The following is a 24,164-nucleotide window of genomic DNA, read 5'->3' as shown; positions in this document are numbered from 1 at the left end:
CGCGGCGTACGGGGGACGGGTAGGGGCATATGCGCGGGATCATTCTCGCCGGGGGCACGGGCTCGCGGCTCTGGCCGATCACCAAAGCGGTGTCCAAGCAGCTCATGCCCGTCTATGACAAGCCGATGATCTACTATCCGCTGGCCACGCTGGTCCTGCTCGGCGTCCGGGAGATCCTGGTCGTCACCAGACCGGAGGACCGCGCGGATTTCCGGCGCCTGCTCGGCGACGGGTCCCAATGGGGGATCGAGATCGCCTATGTCTCCCAGCCGAAACCCGAGGGGCTGGCCCAGGCTTTTCTGCTCGGTGCGGATTTCATCGGGGATGATTCCGTCGCCCTGGTCCTGGGGGACAACATTTTCCATGGTGCCGGGCTGGAGGAGCAGTTGCGGAAAAGCGTGGACGGAAAAGGCGCCCGGGTGTTCGCCTATCCGGTTTCCGATCCCAGCGCGTACGGCGTGGTCGACTTCGACGAGCAGGGCCGCGTCCGCTCCATCGAGGAGAAACCGGACCGGCCGAAATCGCGCTACGCCGTCCCAGGACTCTATTTCTATGACAATCAAGTGGTGGCGATAGCCCGGGAACTCACCCCCAGCGCCCGGGGGGAGCTGGAAATCACCGCGGTGAACTCGGCCTACCTGGAGCAGGGAGACCTGCAGGTCACGGTGCTGGACCGGGGCACCGCCTGGCTGGACACCGGCACCTTCGGGTCGCTGGTCGAGGCCGCCGAGTTCGTCCGGGTGCTCGAACAGCGCCAGGGACTGAAGGTCGGCTGCGTGGAGGAGGCGGCCTGGCGGGCCGGGTTCATCGACGCCGCCCAACTCAGGAGACTCGCGGAGCCCTTGGTCAAGAGCGGCTACGGCACCTATCTGCTGGACCTGCTGGACGCGCGGGAGGGGCACCCCGCCCTGAGCGGCAGCGCCGGATAGGCCGGGTCAGGGCAGTTCGGCGCGGGGCATGCCGGCCAGGGTCCGGGCGACCTCGGTCTCCGGGACGTCCCGCACCAGTTCCACCCCGTCCGGTCCGTCGAGGACGAAGCCCAGTCCCGAGGTCGCCTTCTTGTCCAGCCGCATCAGGGGGAGGAGCACGGCGGGGTCGAGGCCGGCGGGCAGGGCGACGGGCAGACCGTAGGAGCGCACGACCTGTTCGTGCTCCGCGACCCGGCGCGGGCCGATCCGCCCGAGGGCGCCGGCGAGCCGCCCGGCGAACACGGTGCCGATCGCGACGCCCTCGCCGTGCCGCAGCGTGAAGTCCGTGGCGCGCTCCAGCGCGTGGCCCAGTGTGTGGCCGTAGTTGAGGATGTGCCGCCGGCCCGTGTCGCGCTCGTCGGCGGCCACCACCGAGGCCTTGAGCCGTACGCTCGCCGCGATCTGCTCCGCCACGGGCAGCTCGCGCAGGTTCTCGGCGCCGATGAAGTGGCACCGGGCGATCTCGCCGTAGCCGTTGCGCCACTCCCGCTCGGGCAGGGTGCGCAGATAGTCCGTGTCGCAGAGCACCGCCGCGGGCTGCCAGTAGGCGCCCACCAGGTTCTTGCCCTGCGGCAGGTTCACCGCCGTCTTGCCGCCGACGCTCGCGTCCACCTGGGCGAGCAGGGTGGTGGGCAGGTGGATCACCGGGACGCCGCGGTGGTAGAGCGCGGCGGCCAGGCCCACGGTGTCGGTGGTGGTGCCGCCGCCGCAGGAGACGACCACGTCGTCCCGGGTGAGCCCGAAGTCGGCGAACGCGCCGCACAGACGTGCCACGGCCGCCGGGGTCTTGTGCTCCTCGCCGTCGCGCAGCGCCACCCGCAGCGCCGCCACCCCGGGGTCGGGCGTCTCCTCCTCGGGCCGCGCGGAGACCACGGCGGCCCGGCGCGCACCGAGGTCCCGGACGAGGTCGGCGAGCCGGTCGCGGACACCGGGGCCGATACGGACGGCGTAGGCGCGGGCGCCGAGCGGCACCTCGATGATCTGTACCCCGGCCGAGTGCTGAGGACGCGTCATGCGCCTTTTATAGCGGGGCTCGTGAACCCGCGTACAGCGCTGCGGGCGCACCCGCGCGCGGGGTGCGGGTTGCGTCCTGACCCGCCCCCCGTCCGGGTCGGGACGCCACCGCGTTCGGGGTGTCGTCAGGCGGCCTTGCGCAGGGAGCCGGCGATGCGCGCCGTCAGCTTCTTCGCCGTGGCCGCCCCGTTGTCGTGGCCGTCCGACGACAGCACGGTCACCACGTTGGTGCCCACGCGCGAGGCGATCAGGGTGGAGCCGTTCTCCCAGGCGCTGTCCGTGAGCGTGATGGTGTACGCCTCGTCGCCCGGTCCGGACGCCGCCTCGCCGGTCACCTTGACCTTCGTGTGCGTCTGCGAGTCCGTGAAGGACGCGCAGGCGGCCACCACGCGGTGCAGGTCCTGCATGACCTTCGCCGCCGTCGACCCGCGGTAGGTGTCGACCTCCTGCGCGACCTCCTCGGAGGTGTTCTTGTCGAGGTAGTCGCTCTGCGCGAAGGACACGCCGCCCACCCCGGTGGTGTTGATCCAGCTGGTGCCGTCCAGCAGCTCGCAGTCCGGCTTGGCCGAGGCGGGCCCCGCGGACGGTGCGATGTAGGCGCTGCCGGTGTCGCGGGTGCCGTCCTTCACCTCGGCGAAGCCGGAGGCGAAGAACGAGGCCGGGGCCAGGGCCTTCTTGAGCTGTGCGCCCGTGGCGAGATGCGCGTTCGGGTCCTTGGACGCCGACTGCTTCGGGGCGGCGGTGGAGGAGCCGGAGGAGCACGCCGTCAGGGTCAGGGCCAGCGGGAGCGCGGCGGCGAGGGCGAGAGCGGTGAGCGCGGGGCGACGCATGGGGATTCCTTGGGATGAGAGGGCGCGCGGTGCGGCGGAGCGGGGAGAGACGGCCGCCGTCCGAAGGCGGTTCGCTCCTGCGATGAACCTATGACAGCAGAGCTTGTGAACCGAGTCAACCTCGTTCATAGGGCAAGCTGTGTACACGGTCGTGAAGAGGTGGATTCCGCGCTTATCGGTATGCTCGACGACACATCGACGAGGTCGGCGCGAAGTCGTGGCAGAGGGGAGCCGGGCGGGTGCGGGACAACGAGACAGAGGTGACCGCCGCCGGGATCGCCCGGCTCGCGGGGGTCGGGCGCGCTGCCGTCAGCAACTGGCGCCGGCGCCACGGCGACTTCCCCCAACCGGTCGGCGGCACCGAGACCAGCCCGACCTTCTCGCTCGGCGAGGTCGAGGACTGGCTGCGCCGCCAGGGCAAGCTCGCCGAAGTCCCCTTGCGGGAACGGGTGTGGCAGCAACTCGCCGGCCACCCCGAAGGGCCCGTCACCGCCCTGGTCCACGCGGGGTGCGTCCTCCTGCTCGTCCGCGACCGGCCCACGGTGTGGCAGGAGGCGAGCGCCGGCTCCGACACCCGGCTCGCCGAACTGCTGCCCACCGCCCTGGAACAGGTGCTGACCCCCCGCTTCGGCGCGCTCCACCGGCCCGCCGTGCCCACCTCCGCGCACCTGCTTCCGTCGGCCCCGCTGCTGCGCGGCGTCGCCGCCCTAGCCGCGGAACAGGGCGCCCCGCAGGCGTACGAGTTCCTGCTGGGCCGTCATCTGGACGCCAACCCCAGGCAGTACACGCTCACCCCCGCCGACCCCGCCGCCCTGATGGCCGAACTCGCGGGCACGGCACGCGTCGTCCTGGACCCGGCCTGCGGCACCGGCGCCCTGCTGGGCGCCGTCGCCCCCGTGCCCGGTCAGCAGCTCCACGGCCAGGACAGCGACCCCGCGCTCGCCGCGCTCACCGCGCTGCGTCTGGCCCTGCACACCAGGGCGGACGTGCGCACCGCCGTCGGCGACAGCCTGCGGGCCGACGCCTTCGACACGCTCGCGGCGGACGCCGTGCTGTGCCACCCCCCGTTCAACGAGCGCAACTGGGGCCATGAGGAACTCGCCTACGACCCCCGCTGGGAGTACGGCTTCCCGGCCCGTACCGAGTCCGAGCTCGCCTGGGTGCAGCACGCGCTGGCCCGGCTGAAGGACGGCGGCACCGCCGTCCTGCTGATGCCCCCGGCCGCCGCCTCCCGCCGCTCCGGCCGCCGGATCCGCGCCGACCTGCTGCGCCGGGGCGCCCTGCGTGCCGTGATCGCCCTGCCCGCGGGCACGGCACCGCCGTACAACATCCCGCTGCACCTCTGGCTCCTGCGCCGCCCCGACCGGGGCCGGCCGCACCCCGAACTGCTGGTCGTGGACGCCGGGGCGGCGGTGGCCGAGGGACGCGGCGGACCGGACTGGCAGGCGGTGCGCTCCACCGTCCTGGACGCCTGGCGCCCCTTCGCGCGGGAGAGCGGCACACCCGAGGTGCCGGGCGTGAGCCGCTCCGTGCCCGTCATCGAACTCCTGGACGACGACGTCGACCTGGCTCCGGCCCGCCATCTGCCGCCGCCCGTGCCGGGCGGCGGCGTCGAGGCGCTGCCGGCCCTGCGGGCGCGGCTGGACGAGACCTTGCGGCTGACCGCCGAACTGGCCCCGCCCGTCACCGACCCCGTCGAGCAGACCCGCTGGCCGCTCACCACCGTCGGCGAACTCGCCCGGGCCGGCGCCCTGGTGATGCGCTCCGGCGGACAGGGCCCCCACGCGCGCGTGCTCACCGACCACGACGTCCTCGCCGGGACCGGGCCGTCCGGGACCCTGCCCGACTCCGGGGAGGAGCCGGTCCTGGTGGCGGAGGGCGACGTGGTCGTGCCCGTGCTCGGCGGCGGCACGGCGGCACGGGTGATCGACCGGGACACCGCCGGAGCGGCCCTGGGCCGCAACCTCGTGCTCCTGCGCCCCGACGCCGCCGCGCTCGACGCCTGGTTCCTCGCCGGCTTCCTGCGCGGCACCGCCAACAACCGCCAGGCCAGCAGCTACGCCTCCACCGCGACCCGGCTCGACGTGCGCCGCCTCCAGCTGCCCCGGCTGCCGCCGGAGCGGCAGCGCCGCTACGGCGAACGCTTCCGGGCGCTCGCCGCGTTCGAGGACACCCTGCGCCTGGCGGGCCGGCTCGGCGAAGACCTCGTCCGCGGCCTGCACGACGGACTGACGGACGGGACGCTCCCCCCGGACTGAGGCGTCCGGCGCCCGGGCTCCCGCGCGCCCCCCGGCCGTGCTCCCCGCCGCTGTGATCGGTACGGCAACGGTTCGGCACATCCCCTGACCGGTTGTCGGAACCGGGTTATACCCTCGGACCTCGACACTCGTCCGTCCTCACCCGGTTCCAGGAGCAGTCATGTACGGCCATGGCGCGGCGCCGCCCACCCGCAGTTCGGGCACGGTCATCACCATGCGCGTCCTGTACGCCGTCTCCCCCCTCCTGTGCTGCGGGCTCTTCTCCTGCGTCCCGCTGTTCCGGGTGGCGGTGCTGCGCGGCAAGAAGAGGGACTGGCTCCTGGCCTGGCTCAGTCTGCCGCTGGCCTTCCTGTGCTTCGCCGTCGTCGGCTCCGTGCCCGAGAACGACCGCCGCAGCGACCTCGGACTGGGTGCCGCCCTGCTCCTCGGCCTGGCGAGCGGCATCTACTTCCTGGTCGTGGACATACGGCAGCGCGGCGTGCCGCGCACAGCCACTGCCTCCATACCGCCGGGGCCGCCGCCGCAGCAGAGCTACGGCTACCCGCCCGCGCAGCCGTACACCACGCACTCCACCCCGACCCCCGTTCCCCCGCAGCCCCCGTACACGCCCGCGCCGCCGCACCCCCAGCCGCAGCAGCCGTCGCCCGCCCGCATCGACCAGGTCCGGGCCGAACTCGACGAGCTGAGCGACTATCTGCGCAAGCACCAGGACAACACGTGAGCGTGGGGACCGGCCGGGTCGTCGCCGACCGCTACGAACTGTCCACGCTCATCGGCCAGGGCGGCATGGGCCAGGTCTGGACGGCGTACGACCAGCGCCTGGACCGGCGGGTGGCGGTCAAGCTGCTGCGCCCCGACAAGGTCGCGGGACAGGAGGCCGACGAGCTGCGCCGCCGCTTCGTACGGGAGTGCCGGGTGACCGCGCAGGTCGACCACCCCGGTCTGGTGACGGTGCACGACGCGGGCAGCGAGGGCGAGGAGCTGTACCTCGTCATGCAGTACGTCGACGGGGCCGACCTCTCCGACCATCTCGCCGAGCACGAGCCGTATCCCTGGCAGTGGACGGTCGCGGTCGCCGCTCAACTGTGCGCCGTGCTGTCCGCCGTGCACGCCGTGCCGATCATCCACCGGGACCTCAAGCCCCGGAACGTGATGGTCAAGCAGGACGGCACGGTCACCGTGCTCGACCTCGGCGTGGCCTCCGTGATGGACACGGACACCACCCGCCTGACCCACACCGGATCCCCCATCGGCTCACCCGCGTACATGGCGCCCGAGCAGGCGATGGGCGGCGCGGTGGGCCCCTACACCGACCTGTACGCACTCGGCGCGCTGATGCACGAACTCCTCAGCGGCGACGTGCCGTTCACCGGCAGCACCGCGCTCGGCGTGCTGCACCGCCACCTCTACGAGCCCCCGGTCCCGGTGCGCCGGCTGCGGCCCGAGGTGCCCGAGGCGCTCGAAGCCCTCGTGCTGCGGCTGCTCGCCAAGGACCCGCAGCACCGCCCGGCGTCCGCGCAGGAGACCTACGAGGACCTCCTCCCGCTCCTGCCGGCGCGCGGCACCCCCACCGGCTCACCGCTGGATCCCACGCGCCCCTTCCTGCGCCCGCACGCCCCGTGGCCGGACCGTGCGCGCACCCCCGCGCCCCAGCCCCAGACGCCGCCGACGCCGGCGTCCGGGACCTCCGACGTCGCGGGCGCCGTGGACGAGGTCAAACGGCTGCTCGGCGAGGGCCGGATCACCCAGGCCGTCGACATCCTGGGCTCGATCCTCCCGGTCGCCGCCGCGCAGCACGGGGAGAACTCACCGGTCGTGCGCACCCTGCGCAAGCAGTACGCGGCCACCCTCATGGACGACGGCCAGTACCGGCGGGCCCTGCCCGAACTGCGCCGTCTCGCCGACGAACGCGCCTCGCAGACGGGCCAGGCCGACCCCCAGTCCCTGCGCTTCCGCTACGACATCGCGCAGTGCCTGGAGCAGCTGGGCGAACCGTCGGCAGCGCTCGCTGAGTACCGCTCCCTGCTGCCGTACTACGAGAACCAGTACGTGGCGGGGGACCCGGAACTCGCCCACGAGGTCCGCCGCCGCATCGGCCATCTGCTGCTCGCCCTCGGCGACCGGGCCTCGGCCCACGACACCCTCGTACGGCTCCTGCACGATGTCGAACGCCTGCGCGGCACCGGCCATCCGCTCGCCTCGGACGTCCGCCGGACCCTGCAGTGGCTGGGGCAGGTCCGCGGCTGAGACGCGATCGCCCCGCCCCGACGCGGACTTGGGAAAGAATTGGTCTTTCCGGGGGATTAGCTTTTCCGATCATGGTGAGGCCGTCCGCTAGGTTCGTCAGCTCGCCCGTACGCACCTCGTACGCACATCGAACAAAAAAGGGTGGGGCCTTCATGTCGAGCCATCGGCTGTCCAAGAAACGCCGGTACGCAGCCTGGGCCGTGGCCGGCGTCGCCGTGGTCGCCGGAGCGGGGATCACCGCGCAGGCCTCCATGGCCGCGACCGTCTGGCCCGCCCAGAGGACGTACACCGGACACGCCTTCGACACGTGCACCGCGCCCTCGCTGTCCGCGATGAAGGCCTGGCACGACGGGTCCTACGGCGCCGCCGCCGTGTACGTCGGGGGCAGGAACCGCGGCTGCTCCCAGCCCAACCTCACCGCGTCCTGGGTGAAGTCGGTCAGCTCGGTCGGCTGGAAGCTGATCCCGCTCTACGTCGGCGCCCAGCCGCCCTGCCAGTCCGGCTCCAACCCGGAGAAGATCACCGCCTCCACCGCGACCTCGCTCGGCACCGCCGACGCCAACGACGCGGTCGCCAAGGCCTCGGCACTCGGCATGAAGGCCGGCAGCCCGGTCTACCTGGACATGGAGGGGTACGACACGACCGACACGTCCTGCAACAACGCCGTGCTCACCTACGTGCGCGCCTTCGACAAGCAGCTGCGCGTCAAGACCTACCGCGCGGGCCTCTACGGGTTCACCAGCTCCAGTGCCAAGGCCGTCGCGAACGCCACCGACCGGACCGACCTGCCGGGCAATCTCTGGTACGCGCTGTGGGACAAGCAGTACACGACGACCACGGACTGGCCCTTCGCCGCCGGCCGGTTCACCGATCACAGCCGTGCGCACCAGTACCTGGTCAACAGCAAGGAGACGCACGGCGGTTACACGCTCACCGTGGACCGCGACGCCTGGGACGCGCCGGTGGCCATCACCGGCTGAGCACGGGAGCGGGGCGCGACGGTGCCCGAAGTCCGCGGGAATCGTTGATTCGAATGGGTTGGCCAGAGCCTGGCCACTGCCTACCATCGATCACCGCAAGACTTTGTGCACCGTCGCACAATCTCCTCGGGAGGCTCCCTTGCACCGCCGTCGCACCGCGATCGCCCTCAGTGCCGCCCTCGCCGCGGCCCCCCTGCTCACCGCGTGCGGCGGCACCGCCCACGCGGGCACCGCGGCCGTCGTGGGAGGGCAGCGGATCACGGTCACCCAACTCGAGGGCCGAGTCGACGAGGTGCGCACCGCCCAGCGCGCCGCCGCGAACGACGCCCAGTACGAGCAGGTCGTCGCCCAGACCGGCAGCCTCACCCGCAACACCCTCCACGCCCTCGTCCTCGAACAGGTCCTGGACCGCGCCGCCCAGGACGCCGGTGTCACCGTCGACCGCGGCGAGGTCGAACAGCTGCGCACCCTCAGGGAGCGGCAGGTGGGCGGCGCGGCGGCGCTGCGCACGGCCATGCTCCAGCAGTACCAGGTGGCCCCGCGGCGCCTCGACGACAACCTGCGCACCGATGTCCAGGTCCAGAAGCTGGCCACCGTGATCGGCGCCGACATGGGCACCGAACAGGGCACGGCCCTGTTCTGGAAGGCGATGTCGAAGGCGTCCAGGGAACTGCGCGTCGACATCAATCCGCGCTACGGCGCCTGGGACATGGACAAGAGCAGCCGCGTCGACGCCACGACGCCGTGGATCAGGGAGGTCACCGCGCCGCCGGCGCAGCAGACGACGTAGCCGCGGGGGATGTCCGAGGCGTGCGTTACGTTCGAGGGGTGAACGCGAACGCCTCGGACCCGGCCCCCGGCCGTATCGTCCTGCTCACCACCAGCCACCGGGTCGCGCCCGGACTGCTGTCCTGGCCCGCGTGGCAGGCCCTGCGCCGAGCCGACCGGGTCCTGTGCGCCGACGGGACCCATCCCCAGCTCCCGTATCTGCGCGAGGCGGGTGTGGAGGTGGAGGAGGCCGCCCCCACGGCGCGGGAGCTGCTCGACGCCTGCGCCGGCGGCCGCACGGCGGTGGTCGTCGCGACCGGTGAGGGCGAGCCGCGTCTCACCGACGGCCTGGCACGGCTCGCGGGCTCGGGCCGGGTGAGCATGCCGGAGCTGGAGCTGCTCCCCGCGTCCTACGACCTCCCGGGCGCCCGGCTGCTCGACCTCGTCCAGGTCATGGACCGTATCCGCGTCGCCTGCCCCTGGTCCTCGCAGCGGACCCACCAGGGGCTGGCCAAGTACGCCATCGAGGAGGCGTACGAACTGGTCGAGGCGATCGAGGCGGGCGACCGCGAGGAACTGCGCGAGGAACTGGGCGACGTCCTGCTCCAGGTGGTCTTCCACTCCCGCATCGCCGAGGAGGACCCGGACGCCCCCTTCTCCATCGACGACGTGGCGGGCGGCATCGTCACCAAGCTGATCCACCGCCACCCGCACGTCTTCGGCGACGAGACGGCGGAGACACCCGAAGAGGTCAAGGAGCACTGGCTGCGCACGAAGGCGGTGGAGAAGCAGCGGGAGTCGGTGACCGACGGAGTCCCCCTGGGCCAGCCGGGCCTGGCCCTGGCCGCGAAGCTGGCCTCCCGCGCCCGCACCGCCGGGCTCGACGTCCCCCTGCCGACGGGCGAGGGCGTCGGGTACGAGCTCCTGGCCCTGGCGGCCCGCGCGGAAGCGGCGGGAGTGGACCCGGAGGCCGCCCTGAGAGCGGCGTCCCGCACCTACCGCGAAGCCCTGCGGGCAGCCGAGGGACTCTGACACGGCGGGAGCCGGACGGGGGGGCGCGGGCCGCACCCCCGGGACCGCCGGGGGTGCGCGCAGCGCATAACGTCAGCACCGTGACCAACCCCCCGCCCTCCGACCCCGCCGTTCCCGAACTCTTCAGCTGGGAGTTCGCCGCCGACCCCTACCCCGCCTACGCCCACCTGCGGGACCACGCCCCCGTGCACCGCACCCGCCTGCCCAGCGGGGTGGAGGCCTGGCTGGTCACCCGGTACGCCGACGCCAAGCAGGCCCTGGCCGACCAGCGCCTGAGCAAGAACCCGGCCCACCACGCCGAGCCCGCCCACGCCAAGGGCAAGACCGGCATCCCCGGCGAGCGCAAGGCCGAGCTGATGACGCATCTGCTCAACATCGACCCCCCGGACCACACCCGGCTGCGCCGCCTCGTCTCCAAGGCGTTCACCCCGCGCCGGGTGGCCGAGTTCGCCCCGCGCGTGCAGGAGCTGACCGACCACCTCATCGACGGCATCGCGGCCCGCGGCCACGCCGACCTGATCCACGAGTTCGCGTTCCCGCTCCCCATCTACGCCATCTGCGACCTGCTCGGCGTCCCCCGCGAGGACCAGGACGACTTCCGGGACTGGGCGGGCATGATGATCCGGCACGGCGGCGGCCCGCGCGGCGGGGTCGCCCGGTCGGTCAAGAAGATGCGCGGCTACCTGGCCGACCTCATCCACCGCAAGCGCGCGGCCCTGCCCGACACGCCCGCACCCGGCGAGGACCTGATCTCCGGCCTCATCCGGGCCTCCGACCACGGCGAGCACCTCACCGAGAACGAGGCCGCGGCCATGGCCTTCATCCTGCTCTTCGCCGGCTTCGAGACCACGGTCAACCTCATCGGCAACGGCACGTACGCCCTGCTCACCCACCCCGGCCAGCGCACCCGCCTCCAGGACTCCCTCGCCCGCGGCGAACGAGGCCTGCTGGAGACCGGGGTGGAGGAACTCCTGCGCTACGACGGCCCGGTCGAGCTGGCCACCTGGCGCTTCGCCACCCAGCCGCTGACCGTCGGCGGACAGGACATCGCGGCGGGGGATCCGGTCCTGGTCGTGCTCGCCGCGGCCGACCGCGACCCCGCGCGGTTCGCCGACCCCGACGTGCTCGACCTGAGCCGCCGGGACAACCAGCACCTGGGGTACGGGCACGGCATCCACTACTGCCTCGGCGCCCCGCTCGCGCGCCTGGAGGGGCAGACCGCGCTCGCCACGCTGCTCACCCGCCTCCCGGACCTGCGCCTCGCCGCCGAACCCTCCGATCTGCGCTGGCGCGGCGGTCTCATCATGCGCGGGCTGCGCACCCTTCCCGTGGAGTTCACCCCGGTGGTGAACACGCCGACCGTCACAAAAACCTGACACTCCCTCAGTAATGTGATCTTCACGTGATCTGCGCTGCATGAACTTGTGACAAGCAAGTGTCTGCGGATACGTTCACGCAGCAACGCGGCGGGACCCCACCAGCGCCGCGTCGGCCACCGCTGTCGTGTGAAAGGCAACCGCATGCTCTCCGGGAACGGTCGTCACCGTCGCCCCCGCCAGGCTCCCGCGCTCCTCGTCGCGGCCGGAGTGACCGGCTCCGCCATCGCGATCCCGCTGCTGGCGGCCTCCGGTGCGAGCGCCGCCAGCGGCACCACGTGGGACCAGGTCGCGAGCTGCGAGAGCGGCGGTTCCTGGAGCGCGCACACCAGTGACGGCCACTACGGCGGGCTTCACCTGACGAAGCAGGACTGGAACCGGTACGGCGGCCTCGACTACGCCCCGACCCCCGACCAGGCGAGCCGCTCGCAGCAGATCGCGGTCGCCGAGAAGATCCTCGCCGACCGGGGCGCCTCCGCCTGGCCCGGCTGCGGCCAGGCCGCCGGGCTCGCCCACGACTCCGGCTCCGCCGACGTCGTCACGGGCCTCGCGGACGACCTGACCGGCGGCTCCCACTCGGACGACCCGGGCACGGACCCGGGCATGGACTCCGGCCTGTCCGACTCGTCCGGCACAACCGACTCGTCGGGCTCGTCCGGCTCCTCCTCGCCGTCGGCGGCCTCGACGCCGTCCACGGGCACCTCCTCGCCCGCACCCTCCTCCTCCACCACCCCGGACGCGGACGGCACCCGGGCGGGCTCCGACGCCCCCCGGAGCCCCGCCGGCTCGCCCACCCCCACCGCGAAGCGCGACGACTCGGGCAAGTCGGGCCGGAGCGACCCCTCTTCGCACGCCGGCGACGACACGACCCCGGGTGCCGGACGCCATCGCGGCGGCAGCGCGGAGGACGGCCGCACGGACGACGCGTCCGGCCGGCACGCCTCACGCGGCGCGGACGACGCACGCGGCGCGGCCGACGGCACCTACACCGTCCGCCCCGGCGACAGTCTGTCGGCCATCGCCGACTCCCTTGACCTCAAGGGCGGATGGGCCGTGCTGTACGAGGCGAACAAGGGCGCCGTGGGCGCCGACCCCGACCTCATATTCCCGGGTCAGAGCCTCGCGCTGGACGCCCGGCCGGCGGCGGACCCCTCCTGAACTGGTGCCGCGAAGCCGGGAGTTCGCACCCCACTTCGCGGCGAATGTCCGGTTTCGTGAGAGTGAGACATGAGTCTCATAGGCCCTGATCGTCTTTGGAGATCGGGCGATCGGCTGCTTACGGTCGTCTCGCTCGCCACAGCGGGCCCCGCCTGTCGCAACGCCGAGTCCTGCCAGCGGCCGTGTGGGAACAGTCGTCGCTTCGAGCGCCGTAGGCAGGAGCGGGGGACCCAAGGTAGGTGCCGCGCCCGGACGATGACCGGGAGCGGCTTGGGGTGAAGCCGCGCACTCACGAGGTGCGCGGCCGGGCAACTCAACCGGCCCGAACCCGACAGCTCACCTCGCAGGCGTCGGTGAGGGGATCGAACCATGCTGTTTTCCGGCAAGGGCAAGCACCGTCGTCCGTCCAAGGCCGTTCGCGCCGTCACGCTCGCCGGTGTCACCGGCGCCGCGGTCGCCGCCCCGCTGCTCGCGGCCGGCAACGCCTCCGCCGCCACCACCACCGAGTGGGACGCCGTCGCCCAGTGCGAGTCGGGCGGCAACTGGTCCATCAACACCGGCAACGGCTTCTACGGCGGCCTTCAGTTCACCGACTCCACCTGGGCCGCCTACGGTGGCACCGCCTACGCCTCCCGTGCCGACCTCGCCGGCAAGGCGCAGCAGATAGCCGTCGCCGAGAAGGTCCTCGCGGGTCAGGGCAAGGGCGCCTGGCCGGTCTGCGGCAAGGGCCTGTCCAGCGCCTCGGACGGCGGCGCCGCCGCCCCGGCCCCCTCCGTCACCACGAAGGCGGCTCCCCGCCCCGCCGAGGAGAAGGCCTCCCGCTCCACCACCCGCCCGAAGGCCCCGGCCCCGCGTGCGACCGTGACCACCCCGACCGGCCAGAAGGTCGAGAAGGGTGACGGCGAGTACAAGGTCGTCGCGGGCGACACCCTCGGCGCGATCGCCGAGCGGCACCACGTGCAGGGCGGCTGGGCGAAGCTGTTCGAGCTGAACAAGGACATCGTCCACGACGCCGACCTGATCTTCCCGGGTCAGCAGCTGCACCTGAAGTGATCCCCGGCCCCTGACGGCCCCCGTCCCCACGGACCCCCGCTCCGGTGCGTGTTCCCCCGTACCCACCGGAGCGGGGCTTTTTCCTTCCGCGTCCAGAGCCCTTCACCGGGATCACCCCGGCCCCTCGCCCTCTTTGTTCCGACGTGAAACAATGTGGGGTGTCACCCCGTCCACGGGGCGGTCGGTCGGCCGGCCGCCGGTCCGGGACGGATAGGCTCTAGTCGCAAGTGCCCCGCACTCTCAGCGTCACATCCAAGAAGGAGATGCTCGTGCCGTCCATCGACGTCGTCGTAGCCCGGGAAATCCTGGACTCCCGAGGCAACCCCACGGTCGAGGTCGAGGTCGGCCTCGACGACGGCAGCACGGGTCGTGCCGCCGTTCCGTCCGGCGCCTCCACCGGCGCCTTCGAGGCCGTCGAGCTGCGCGACGGCGACCCCAACCGCTACCAGGGCAAGGGTGTGGAGAAGGCGGTCCTCGCCGTCATCGAGCAGATCGGCCCGGAGCTCGTCGGCTACGACGCCACCGAGCAGCGCCTGATCGACCAGGCGATGTTCGACCTGGACGCCACCGACAACAAGGGCTCGCTCGGCGCCAACGCCATCCTCGGCGTCTCCCTCGCCGTCGCCCACGCAGCCTCCGAGGCCAGCGACCTCCCGCTCTTCCGCTACCTGGGCGGCCCGAACGCGCACCTGCTGCCGGTGCCGATGATGAACATCCTCAACGGCGGCTCGCACGCCGACTCCAACGTGGACATCCAGGAGTTCATGATCGCCCCGATCGGCGCGGAGTCCTTCTCCGAGGCGCTGCGCTGGGGCACCGAGGTCTACCACACCCTCAAGAAGGTGCTGAAGACCAAGGGCCTGTCCACCGGCCTCGGTGACGAGGGCGGCTTCGCCCCGAACCTCGGCTCCAACCGCGAGGCCCTGGACCTCATCCTCGAGGCCATCAAGCAGGCCGGGTACGTGCCCGGCGAGCAGGTCGCCCTCGCCCTGGACGTCGCCGCCTCCGAGTTCTACAAGGACGGCAAGTACCTCTTCGAGGGCAAGGAGCACTCCGCCGCCGAGATGACGGAGTACTACGAGGAGCTCGTCGCGGCCTACCCGCTCGTCTCCATCGAGGACCCGCTGTTCGAGGACGACTGGGCCGGCTGGAAGGTCATCACCGACAAGCTCGGCGACAAGGTCCAGCTCGTCGGCGACGACCTGTTCGTCACCAACCCCGAGCGCCTGGCCCGCGGCATCGAGGAGGGCACCGCCAACGCCCTGCTCGTCAAGGTCAACCAGATCGGCTCGCTCACCGAGACCCTGGACGCCGTGGAGCTGGCCCAGCGCAGCGGCTTCAAGTGCATGATGTCCCACCGCTCCGGCGAGACCGAGGACGTCACCATCGCCGACCTGGCCGTCGCCACCAACTGCGGCCAGATCAAGACCGGCGCCCCGGCCCGCTCCGAGCGCGTCGCCAAGTACAACCAGCTCCTGCGCATCGAGGAGATCCTGGACGACGCCGCGGTCTACGCCGGCCGCAGCGCCTTCCCGCGCTTCAAGGGCTGAGCGACGCCAGGGTCCGGTCAAACGCGGGACCCTGGTGCCAGTCGCCCCCACGTCCCCGTACCCGGTCCCGTACCGTGTGCGGGGACGTGTGTACGTAGGAGACGTGTGTACGCAGGCAAGGGGAGGCGCCAGACATGGCTGTGAAGGACCGTGACCGGTTCTCCACCGCGACCCGGCTGCGCCTGCTGGGGGAGCAGACCGCGGCCCGGGTCTACCGTTCCCAGACCAAGCGACAGGCCCGCCGCTCCCGGCTCACCGGCCGGGCCGCGCTGCTCGCGCTCGTCCTGTGCTCGCTGATCGTGGCGCTTGCGTACCCGATACGGCAGTACGTCTCCCAGCGCGCCGACATCGAGGACCTGGAGCGGCAGCGGGCGCAGGCCCGGCAGCGGGTCGAGCAACTGCGCGACCTCAAGGCCCGCTGGCAGGACGACGCCTACGCCGAGCAGCAGATCCGGCTGCGACTGCACTACGTGCTGCCGGGGGAGACCGGGTACGTCGTGATCGACCCGGACGCGGCGGCAAAGCACTCGCCCACGGACCGCACCACGGCGGCGCGCCCCTGGTACACCAACATCTGGGACGGGATCGACAGGTCCGACCAGTCCGGCCAGTGAACCGACAAGCACGAAAGACAGCCTGAAAGCACCCATGGAAACCCCTCCGCCGCCCACCCCGAGCACCGAGCCCACCGACGCGGACGTCGACGCCTTCCAGCAGCAGCTCGGCCGTGCGCCGCGCGGGCTGCGCGCCATCGCGCACCGGTGCCCGTGCGGACAGCCGGACGTCGTCGAGACCGCGCCGCGGCTCCCCGACGGCACGCCGTTCCCGACGACGTACTACCTGACGTGCCCGCGCGCCGCCTCCGCGATCGGCACGCTGGAGGCGAACGGCGTCATGAAGGAGATGACGGAGCGCCTGGCCACCGACCCGGAGCTGGCCGCCGCCTACCGCGCCGCCCACGAGGACTACATCGCCCGCCGCGACACCATCGAGGTGCTCGAGGGCTTCCCGAGCGCCGGCGGCATGCCGGACCGGGTCAAGTGCCTGCACGTGCTTGTCGCGCACTCCCTGGTCGCGGGCCCGGGCGTCAACCCGCTGGGCGACGAGGCGATCGCCATGCTGCCCGAGTGGTGGAGCAAGGGGCCGTGCGTGCGCCCCGCGGGGGAGGACGGCGCGTGACCCGCGTGGCCGCCGTCGACTGCGGCACGAACTCGATCCGCCTGCTGGTCGCGGACGTGGACCGGGCGACGGGTGAACTCCTCGAACTGGACCGGCGGATGACGATCGTCCGGCTCGGGCAGGGCGTGGACCGCACCGGGCGGCTCGCCCCCGAGGCGCTGGAGCGCACCTTCGCCGCGTGCCGTGAGTACGCGCGGGTCATCGAGGAGCACGGCGCCGAGCGGGTGCGTTTCGTGGCCACCTCGGCCACCCGGGACGCACGGAACAGGGACGACTTCGTGCGCGGGGTGCGGGAGATCCTCGGCGTCGAACCCGAGGTCGTCTCCGGTGACCAGGAGGCGGAGTTCTCCTTCACCGGCGCCACCCGGGAACTCGCGGGCCGCAGCGACCTCGAAGGCCCCTTCCTGGTCGTGGACATCGGCGGCGGCTCCACGGAGTTCGTCGTCGGCGAGGACCATGTGCGCGCCGCGCGCTCGGTCGACATCGGCTGCGTCCGTATGACCGAGCGCCATCTCGTGCGGGACGGCGCCGTCGTCGACCCGGCGACCCCGGAGCGGATCGCGGCCATGCGGTCCGACATCGAGGCGGCGCTGGACCTCGCGGAGGCGACGGTGCCGCTGCGTGAGGCGCGGACGCTGGTCGGCCTCGCGGGCTCGGTGACGACGGTCTCGGCCATCGCCCAGGGCCTGGTGGAGTACGACCCCGCGCGCATCCACCACTCCCGCGTCCCGGCCGCCCGCGTCCGGGAGATCACCGAGGGCCTGCTGCGCTCGACCCACGCCGAGCGCGCGGCGATCCCCTCGATGCACCCGGGCCGGGTGGACGTGATCGCGGCGGGCTCCCTGGTCCTGCTGGCCGTCATGGAGCGCACGGGGGCCCAGGAGGTCGTGGTCAGCGAGCACGACATCCTCGACGGCATCGCCTTCCAGGCGGCACTCGCCACCGAGTGACCCTCTGGCTGTGAGGCGACCCGGAACCTCAGGGCTTCGGGTCGCCTGCTCTCAGATGTCGCGGTAGACGTCGCGTCGGTCGCCGATCTTGACGACGAGGATGATGAGTTCGCCGTCTCCGACCCGATAGGCGACCCGGTAGCTGCCGACCCGGAGCCGATATAGGCCCGACGGGCCGGTGAGTTTCTTGATGTCGGCGTCCTCACGGTACGGGTCGTCGCCGAGCGCGGTCAGCGCGGCCAGGATGCGCATGGCGGCAGGCCGGTCGATGGCTCGAAGTTGCCGCTGCGCCGCCGTGGTGAACCGGAACGCGTACTTCACGCCGCGTCGTCGGTGCGATCGGCGAACAGGTCTGCCAGAAGCTCGGCCATGGACACCGTCGGGCCGTCCTGGGCCAGGACGGCTTCCGCTTCCCGGGCCAGCAGTACGTCGGCTGCTTCCTCCAGCGCGTTGAAGTCCGCGATCGGCACCACGGCCGCGACGGGCTCGCCGTTGCGGGTGATCACCGTAGGTGTGCCCTCCTCGGCGCGATTGATGTGGTCCGCCAGGTGTGCGCGGGCTTCCCGTACCGTCACAGTGCTCTCGGCCATGAAGAAAGTGTACGCGCGATTGTGTACACGCGCGCGGGCTCGGGAGGGAGCGACGCTTCGAAGGCGGCACCCGCCGGCGACTGGCCGGCCGGTCGCCCTCCTCGCGGTTACCGACCGGTAGCCTCTCCTGGTGAGGCCGGGTGAGGAGGGCACCTCCGGGGCCTTTCCGGGACCTTTCCCGGGCCCTTCGAGGAGCCTTGGGGGAAAGCTTCGTGAAGTTCTTCACAAGGAAATCGCCCCTGCTGGGGGACCTTTCGGGTCCGTTGGGCCGTCCGGGGGGCTCAAGGGGGACATGGAGGTGCTCACGCGAGCGGTTTCGAGGGTTCCGGCGGGGGCGATGTAAAGGCCCGGTATGGATCCTCGGAGAGGCAGGACGGGCAGCTCACAGGGCCTTGACACGGGGGCGCACTACACTGTGGTTCCTGTCCCGCGCCATGACCTCCGTCACGTGAGCCGCGCAGTGTAGCAGACACCCCGTCAAAGCTTGTGAAGGGGCGCACGAGCGACCCCCCATCGACGGGTGGATACTCGATGGCATGAGCACCACGGAGCGTCCCAGGATCCTCGTAGTAGGCGGTGGGTACGTAGGCCTGTACGCAGCTCGTCGCATTCTCAAGAAGATGCGCTACGGCGAGGCGACCGTCACGGTCGTCGACCCGCGCTCGTACATGACCTACCAGCCCTTCCTCCCCGAAGCCGCCGCCGGCAGCATCTCCCCGCGGCATGTCGTCGTCCCGCTGCGACGCGTGCTTCCGAAGGCGGAGGTCCTCACCGGCCGGGTCACCACCATCGACCAGGACCGCAAGGTCGCCATGATCGCCCCGCTGGTGGGCGAGGCGTACGAGCTGCCCTTCGACTACCTCGTCATCGCGCTCGGCGCGGTCTCCCGCACCTTCCCGATCCCCGGCCTCGCCGAGCAGGGCATCGGCATGAAGGGCATCGAGGAGTCCATCGGTCTGCGCAACCACGTGCTGGAGCAGCTCGACAAGGCCGACTCCACCACCGACGAGGAGATCCGCCGCAAGGCGCTCACCTTCGTCTTCATCGGCGGCGGCTTCGCCGGCGCGGAGACCATCGGTGAGGTCGAGGACATGGCCCGCGACGCGGCCAAGTACTACACCAACGTCTCCCGCGAGGACATGCGCTTCGTCCTCGTGGACGCCGCGGACAAGATCCTCCCCGAGGTCGGCCCGAAGCTCGGCCAGTACGGCAAGGAGCACCTCGAGGGCCGCGGTGTCGAGGTCTACCTCTCCACCTCCATGGAGTCCTGCGTCGACGGCCACGTCGTGCTGAAGAACGGCCTGGAGGTCGACTCCAACACCATCGTGTGGACGGCCGGCGTCAAGCCGAACCCGGCCCTCGCGCGCTTCGGCCTCCCGCTCGGCCCCCGCGGCCACGTGGACACCGCCGCCACCCTCCAGGTCCAGGGCACGGACTACATCTGGGCCGCGGGCGACAACGCCCAGGTCCCGGACATGGTCGGCCGCAAGGCGGGCAACGAGAACGCCTGGTGCCCGCCGAACGCCCAGCACGCGCTGCGCCAGGCCAAGGTCCTCGGCGACAACGTCATCTCCGGCATGCGGGGCTTCCCGCAGAAGGAGTACTCGCACGCCAACAAGGGTGCGGTGGCCGGTCTCGGCCTCCACAAGGGCGTCGCGATGATCGTCCTGGGCAAGACGAAGATCAAGCTCAAGGGCCGCCTGGCCTGGTACATGCACCGCGGCTACCACGGTCTGGCCATGCCGACCTGGAACCGGAAGATCCGGATCTTCGCCGACTGGACGCTGGGCATGTTCCTCAAGCGCGAGGTCGTCTCGCTCGGCGCCATGGAGACGCCGCGCGAGGAGTTCTACGAGGCGGCCAAGCCGGCTCCGGTCGCCGCCGCCCCGGTCAAGACCGAGGAGAAGGCCAAGGCCTGAACCACGGTCGAGGCACCGGTCGAGGGCTCCTGACGGCTCCTGACGACCGGTCACCGATCCAGCCGAAGGGCCTCCCGCCATCCGTGGTGCGGGGGGCCCTTCGGCGTTCCCGGTGCGGCGCCGCCCCGGCGATCTCCATGGTGCGTACACCTGTTTTTGCCGAGCCGTAACGCCAACGGGGGACTGCGGCCGGGCCCCGCAGGTGTTTTCGTGGTGGGGGGACATTCCGGGATCCCCTTCCCGAGCGCTCGGCGGCTCGCCGAGCCAGGGACGCCCTCATCGGAGGTGTGCACCATGGCCGATGCCGCGTCGCGGCTGAAGAGCTTCGCCGAACAGTTGCTGGGAGAACCGCTCCCCCTGCGTGTCCGCGCCTGGGACGGCTCTCAGGCCGGTCCGCCCGGCGCTCCGGTCCTCGTCGTACGCAACCGCCGCGCCCTGCGCCGTCTGCTGTGGAAGCCGGGCGAGTTGGGCCTGGTCCGGGCCTGGGTCGCCGGCGACCTGGACATCGACGGCGACCTCTACACCGCCCTCGGCTGCCTCGCCGGCCTGATCTGGGAGCGCGGGGACGACGCCCGCTCCCTCGCCCAGGCCCTGCGCGAGGCCGACGTGCGCGCCGCCGTCCGCGGCCTGGCCCGGATGGCGGGCCCCTACCCGCCGCCCCCGCCGCCCCCCGAGGAGATCCGCCGGCCGCGCGCCAACCTGCACACCAGACGCAGCGACAAGCGGGCCATCAGCCACCACTACGACGTGGGGAACGACTTCTACGAGCTCGTCCTCGGCCCGTCCATGGTGTACTCCTGCGCCTACTGGGCCGGCGCGGACGCGGGCGCCGCCCTCGAGGACGCACAGCGCGACAAGCTGGAACTGGTCTGCCGCAAGCTCGCCCTGAAGCCCGGTCAGCGACTCCTGGACGTCGGCTGCGGCTGGGGCTCCATGGCCCTGCACGCGGCCCGCGAGCACGGGGTGGGCGTCGTCGGCGTCACCCTCTCCCACGAGCAGGCCACCTATGCCCGCAAGCGGGTCGCGGAAGAGGGCCTGGCCGACCGGATCGAGATCCGGGTGCAGGACTACCGCGACGTCCGCGACGGGCCCTACGACGCGATCTCCTCCATCGGCATGGCCGAACACGTCGGCGCGCAGCGGTACCTGGAGTACGCCCGCGACCTCCACGCCCTCCTGGCGCCGGGCGGACGGCTGCTCAACCACCAGATCGCGCGGCGGCCCCAGCGGGACGAGGAGTCGTACTCCGTCGACGCGTTCATCGACGCCTACGTCTTCCCCGACGGGGAGCTCGCCCCCATCGGCACCACGGTGACCCAGCTGGAGCGCGCCGGGTTCGAGGTGCGGGACGTCGAGTCGCTGCGGGAGCACTACGCCCTCACCCTGCGCCGCTGGGTGGCCAACCTGGAGGCCGAGTGGCCGCGGGCCCAGCGGCTCGCCGGCCCCGGGCGGGCCCGCGTCTGGCGGCTGTACATGGCCGCCTCCGCGCTCGCCTTCGAGCGCAACCGCATCGGGATCAACCAGGTCCTCGCGCTGCGGACGCCCGCGTCGGGCGACTCCGGGATGCCGCTGCGCTCCCGCACCTGGAACTGAGCCACCGGGCCCGGACGGGAACGGCAGGGGCCCCGCCCGGGCGTCGAACGCCGGGCGGGGCCCCTGCCGCACTGCCGTGCCGCCGCTGCTCCGCCGCGACTACTCGGTCTTGATCGCGGTGAGCATGTTGAGGCGCGCCGCGCGTCGGGCCGGCCACAGGGCGGCCAGTACGCCGACCGTCCCCGCGAGCAGCAGGAAGACGGCCATCCGGCCCCAGGGCAGCACCAGCTCGTACGTCGGCATCTTCGCGCCGACCAGTTCACCGGCCGCCCAGCCGAAGAACACGCCGACGCCGATGCCGAGCACGCCGCCGAACAGCGAGATCAGGAGGGACTCCAGGCGGACCATCCGCTTGATGCCCTTGCGGTCCAGGCCGATCGCCCGCAGCATGCCGATCTCCTGGGAGCGCTCGAAGACCGACATGGCCATGGTGTTGATGACTCCCAGGACCGCCACGATCACCGCCATGCCCAGCAGGCCGTAGAGCAGGTTCAGCATCAGCGTGAACACCTGGCCGATGGCGTCGGAGATCTCCTTCTTGTCCTGGACCCTGATGGCCGGGTTGTCGCCGAGGGCCTTCACCAGCGCGTCCTTGGCGGAGGCGGAAGCGCCCGAGGACGTCCTGACCATGATCTGCCGGTCGGACAGGTCGCTCTGGTGCGGGGCGAGCACGGCGTTGTCCAGCATGATGCCGGACATCATCTCGGTGGCCTCGTAGACGCCCGTGACCTGCAGCTGCCGCTTCGCGCCGTCCTCGAACGCCACCGTGAACCGCGAACCCGGGCGCCAGTGGTGGTCCTTGGCGGTCGAGTCGTCCACGACGACCCGGGAGCCGCCCACCTCGAAGGCGCCGCTCTTGAGGGTCAGGTCCGTCAGCTCGCGGATGGCGGCGCCGTTCACGCCGGTCAGGTACTCGCCCCGGCCCTCGACGCGCGAGGGCGCGTTGCGCAGCGGGCTGATGGCCGTGACGCCCTTCGCCGAGGACAGGGCCTTGGCGACGCCCGGCGCGAGATCGTTGCCGTTCGCCATGGACACCACGTAGTCCGCTTTGAGCGAGGCGGACGCCATCTTGTCGATCGAGGTCTGGAGGCTGGCCGCCGCCACCGTCATGCCGGTGATCAGGGTCAGGCCGATCATCAGCGCCGAGGCGGTGGCCGCGGTGCGGCGCGGGTTGCGCAGCGCGTTCTGCCGGGCCAGCTTCCCGGAGATCCCGAACATCCGCAGGAGCGGCGCGAGGGCCGCGACGAGCGGCCGGGACAGCAGCGGGGTGAGGACGAAGACGCCGGTGATCAGCAGCACCGCGCCGAGCGCCATCAGCGCCTGGCCGTCCGTGCTGTCGAGCGTGGTCGCGTACAGGACGGTGGCCACGCCCGCCGAGGTGAACAGGGCGCCGATGGTGTTCCGCAGCACCAGGGACTTGGTGGTCGCCTTGGCGTGGACGCTGCTCATCGCGGCGACCGGGGGGATCTTCGCGGCGCGGCGGCCCGGCAGCCAGGCCGCCAGCATGGTGATCAGGACACCCACGGCGAGGGCCGTGACGATCGTGGCCGGGGCGATGACGAGCGGGCCGTCGGGGACCGTGGCGCCGAACCGGCCCAGCAGGGAGCGCATACCGGCGCCGATGCCGATACCCGCCGCCAGGCCGCTGACGGCCGCGACCACACCCACGACGAACGCCTCGATGAGCACCGACCGCGTGACCTGTCGGCGGGTGGCGCCGACGGCGCGCAGCAGGGCCAGTTCCCTGGTGCGCTGGGAGACCAGCATGGTGAAGGTGTTGGCGATGATGAAGGTGCCGACGAACAGCGCGATGCCGGCGAAGATCAGCAGCCCGGTCCGCATGCCGCTGGTTCCCTCGGCGATGCTGCGTGCCTGGTCGTCGGCGAGCTGACGGCCGGTCGTGGTGAACGCGGTGTCCTTGGGGAGCATCTGGTCCAGGGCGTTGCGCAGCGCGATCTGGCTGGTGCCGTCGGCCGCCTTCACGTCGATCTGGTCGTAGGCGCCGGGCTTGTGGAACAGGTGCTGCGCGGTGGCCGTGTCGAACAGGGCGAGGCTGCCGCCCGCGGCGACGTTGCCGTCGTCGGTGGTGAAGACGCCGGCGATCCGCGGGGTCAGGACGGGCCCGTCGACCGAGATCCGGACGGTGTCGCCGACCTTGTACCCGGCCCGCCGGGCGGTCTCGGAGTCGATGAGGACCTCGCCGGCGCCCTTCGGGGCGTGCCCGTCGACCAGCGGATAGCGGGGGTCCTTCGCCCCCCAGTAGTTCCCGCCCTCCGAGCGGAACCCGCCGCCGATCAGTTCGCCGTCCTTGTCGGCGATGGCGGTGAAGCCGTTGACGACACCGATGGCCGATCCGGCGCCCCGCACCCCCGCGGCCCTGTCGACGAGGTCCTGGGTGAGCCGGGGCTCCTTCCCGATCCTGTCCCCGGAGACCTGGCGGCCGTCCGGCTGGATGGCGACGTCCACCTGGTCGAAGCCCTTGGCGGAACTCTTCTGGTAGGCCTGCGAGATGGTGTCGGTCAGCACCAGGGTGCCCGACACGAACGCCACGCCGAGCAGCACGGCGAGCACGGTCATGAGCAGCCTGGCCTTGTGCGTGAGCACGTTGCGCAAGGCGGTACGGAACATGAGTCTTTCCAGGGCAGGGGTGGACACCGCACGGGTGGACACCGGATGAGTGGACGAGGTGGGGCGGGATC

General features: G+C 72.1%; 21 protein-coding genes and 1 riboswitch. Of the genes, 16 read left to right on the top strand and 5 right to left on the bottom strand.

Translation table 11 applies throughout. The features are described 5' to 3' along the window. The first annotated feature begins 29 nt into the window (after positions 1–29). On the top strand, positions 30–929 hold the full coding sequence (rfbA, locus tag AB0C59_RS14925; protein WP_363004389.1) for a glucose-1-phosphate thymidylyltransferase RfbA: 900 nt from the start codon (positions 30–32) through the stop codon (positions 927–929). 6 nt (positions 930–935) lie between these two features. On the opposite strand, the gene AB0C59_RS14920 is transcribed toward rfbA, so the two are convergent. Together AB0C59_RS14920 and AB0C59_RS14915 are read right to left on the bottom strand one after the other, a co-directional pair. Then, positions 936–1,982, bottom strand: a complete 1,047-nt coding sequence (locus AB0C59_RS14920) for a 3-dehydroquinate synthase family protein (protein WP_363004387.1) — start codon at positions 1,980–1,982, stop codon at positions 936–938. 125 nt (positions 1,983–2,107) lie between these two features. Further along, positions 2,108–2,812, bottom strand: a complete 705-nt coding sequence (locus AB0C59_RS14915; RefSeq protein WP_363004385.1) for a hypothetical protein — start codon at positions 2,810–2,812, stop codon at positions 2,108–2,110. 239 nt (positions 2,813–3,051) lie between these two features. Here AB0C59_RS14915 and AB0C59_RS14910 point away from each other — a divergent pair, with 239 nt between their 5' ends. The 13 genes from AB0C59_RS14910 to AB0C59_RS14850 all read left to right on the top strand — a co-directional run bounded on the left by AB0C59_RS14910 (position 3,052) and on the right by AB0C59_RS14850 (position 17,363). Then, positions 3,052–5,070, top strand: a complete 2,019-nt coding sequence (locus tag AB0C59_RS14910; protein WP_363004383.1) for an N-6 DNA methylase — start codon at positions 3,052–3,054, stop codon at positions 5,068–5,070. A gap of 160 nt (positions 5,071–5,230) precedes the next feature. Then, the gene (locus tag AB0C59_RS14905) at positions 5,231–5,791 is read left to right on the top strand and encodes a hypothetical protein (RefSeq protein ID WP_363004381.1); all 561 of its coding nucleotides are present in this window, start codon (positions 5,231–5,233) and stop codon (positions 5,789–5,791) included. Positions 5,792–5,829: 38 nt separating this feature from the next. After that, a complete protein-coding gene (locus tag AB0C59_RS14900; RefSeq protein ID WP_363004589.1) occupies positions 5,830–7,317 on the top strand; it encodes a serine/threonine-protein kinase in 1,488 nt (495 codons plus the stop codon). Between the two features lie 152 nt (positions 7,318–7,469). Continuing rightward, positions 7,470–8,297 carry a glycoside hydrolase domain-containing protein gene (locus AB0C59_RS14895; RefSeq protein ID WP_363004379.1) on the top strand — a complete coding sequence of 276 codons (828 nt, stop codon included), beginning with the start codon at positions 7,470–7,472 and terminating at the stop codon, positions 8,295–8,297. 139 nt (positions 8,298–8,436) lie between these two features. Next, positions 8,437–9,087 carry a SurA N-terminal domain-containing protein gene (locus tag AB0C59_RS14890; protein WP_363004377.1) on the top strand — a complete coding sequence of 217 codons (651 nt, stop codon included), beginning with the start codon at positions 8,437–8,439 and terminating at the stop codon, positions 9,085–9,087. Between the two features lie 38 nt (positions 9,088–9,125). Further along, complete coding sequence (locus tag AB0C59_RS14885) at positions 9,126–10,097, top strand: nucleoside triphosphate pyrophosphohydrolase (protein ID WP_363004375.1); 972 nt, start codon at positions 9,126–9,128, stop codon at positions 10,095–10,097. Between the two features lie 80 nt (positions 10,098–10,177). Beyond that, the gene (locus AB0C59_RS14880; RefSeq protein WP_363004373.1) at positions 10,178–11,473 is read left to right on the top strand and encodes a cytochrome P450; all 1,296 of its coding nucleotides are present in this window, start codon (positions 10,178–10,180) and stop codon (positions 11,471–11,473) included. Between the two features lie 144 nt (positions 11,474–11,617). Then, positions 11,618–12,631: a transglycosylase family protein gene (locus AB0C59_RS14875; RefSeq protein WP_363004371.1), complete on the top strand. Its 1,014-nt coding sequence runs from the start codon at positions 11,618–11,620 to the stop codon at positions 12,629–12,631. Positions 12,632–12,828: 197 nt separating this feature from the next. Further along, positions 12,829–12,996: riboswitch (cyclic di-AMP (ydaO/yuaA leader) on the top strand. 4 nt (positions 12,997–13,000) lie between these two features. Continuing rightward, positions 13,001–13,684 (top strand): transglycosylase family protein, encoded by a 684-nt coding sequence (locus AB0C59_RS14870; RefSeq protein WP_363004369.1) that lies wholly within the window; start codon positions 13,001–13,003, stop codon positions 13,682–13,684. A gap of 263 nt (positions 13,685–13,947) precedes the next feature. Continuing rightward, complete coding sequence (gene eno / locus AB0C59_RS14865; protein WP_363004587.1) at positions 13,948–15,234, top strand: phosphopyruvate hydratase; 1,287 nt, start codon at positions 13,948–13,950, stop codon at positions 15,232–15,234. A 134-nt stretch (positions 15,235–15,368) separates the two neighbouring features. Further along, positions 15,369–15,848 (top strand): septum formation initiator family protein, encoded by a 480-nt coding sequence (locus AB0C59_RS14860; protein WP_363004367.1) that lies wholly within the window; start codon positions 15,369–15,371, stop codon positions 15,846–15,848. A gap of 34 nt (positions 15,849–15,882) precedes the next feature. Then, positions 15,883–16,413 carry a DUF501 domain-containing protein gene (locus tag AB0C59_RS14855; protein WP_363004365.1) on the top strand — a complete coding sequence of 177 codons (531 nt, stop codon included), beginning with the start codon at positions 15,883–15,885 and terminating at the stop codon, positions 16,411–16,413. Next, on the top strand, positions 16,410–17,363 hold the full coding sequence (locus AB0C59_RS14850) for a Ppx/GppA phosphatase family protein (protein ID WP_363004363.1): 954 nt from the start codon (positions 16,410–16,412) through the stop codon (positions 17,361–17,363). The genes AB0C59_RS14855 and AB0C59_RS14850 overlap by 4 nt, the downstream gene beginning before the upstream one ends. 51 nt (positions 17,364–17,414) lie before the next feature. Here AB0C59_RS14850 and AB0C59_RS14845 read toward each other — a convergent pair whose 3' ends face one another. After that, positions 17,415–17,684, bottom strand: a complete 270-nt coding sequence (locus AB0C59_RS14845; protein ID WP_363004361.1) for a type II toxin-antitoxin system RelE/ParE family toxin — start codon at positions 17,682–17,684, stop codon at positions 17,415–17,417. Continuing rightward, a complete protein-coding gene (locus tag AB0C59_RS14840; RefSeq protein ID WP_260639121.1) occupies positions 17,681–17,953 on the bottom strand; it encodes a type II toxin-antitoxin system Phd/YefM family antitoxin in 273 nt (90 codons plus the stop codon). Before AB0C59_RS14840 ends, AB0C59_RS14845 begins: the two co-directional genes overlap by 4 nt. A 536-nt stretch (positions 17,954–18,489) precedes the next feature. Here AB0C59_RS14840 and AB0C59_RS14835 point away from each other — a divergent pair. Together AB0C59_RS14835 and AB0C59_RS14830 are read left to right on the top strand one after the other, a co-directional pair. After that, positions 18,490–19,872 carry an NAD(P)/FAD-dependent oxidoreductase gene (locus tag AB0C59_RS14835; protein WP_363004359.1) on the top strand — a complete coding sequence of 461 codons (1,383 nt, stop codon included), beginning with the start codon at positions 18,490–18,492 and terminating at the stop codon, positions 19,870–19,872. 294 nt (positions 19,873–20,166) lie between these two features. Next, positions 20,167–21,465: a cyclopropane-fatty-acyl-phospholipid synthase family protein gene (locus tag AB0C59_RS14830; protein WP_363004357.1), complete on the top strand. Its 1,299-nt coding sequence runs from the start codon at positions 20,167–20,169 to the stop codon at positions 21,463–21,465. 99 nt (positions 21,466–21,564) lie between these two features. Here AB0C59_RS14830 and AB0C59_RS14825 read toward each other — a convergent pair whose 3' ends face one another. Next, complete coding sequence (locus tag AB0C59_RS14825) at positions 21,565–24,093, bottom strand: ABC transporter permease (protein WP_363004355.1); 2,529 nt, start codon at positions 24,091–24,093, stop codon at positions 21,565–21,567. Between the last annotated feature and the right edge of the window lie 71 nt (positions 24,094–24,164).

The organism is Streptomyces sp. NPDC048664 (assembly GCF_040650555.1).
Lineage (GTDB): Bacteria > Actinomycetota > Actinomycetes > Streptomycetales > Streptomycetaceae > Streptomyces.
Note: the sequence above shows the minus strand (reverse complement) of the source record. Positions and strands in the feature narration are given on the sequence as shown.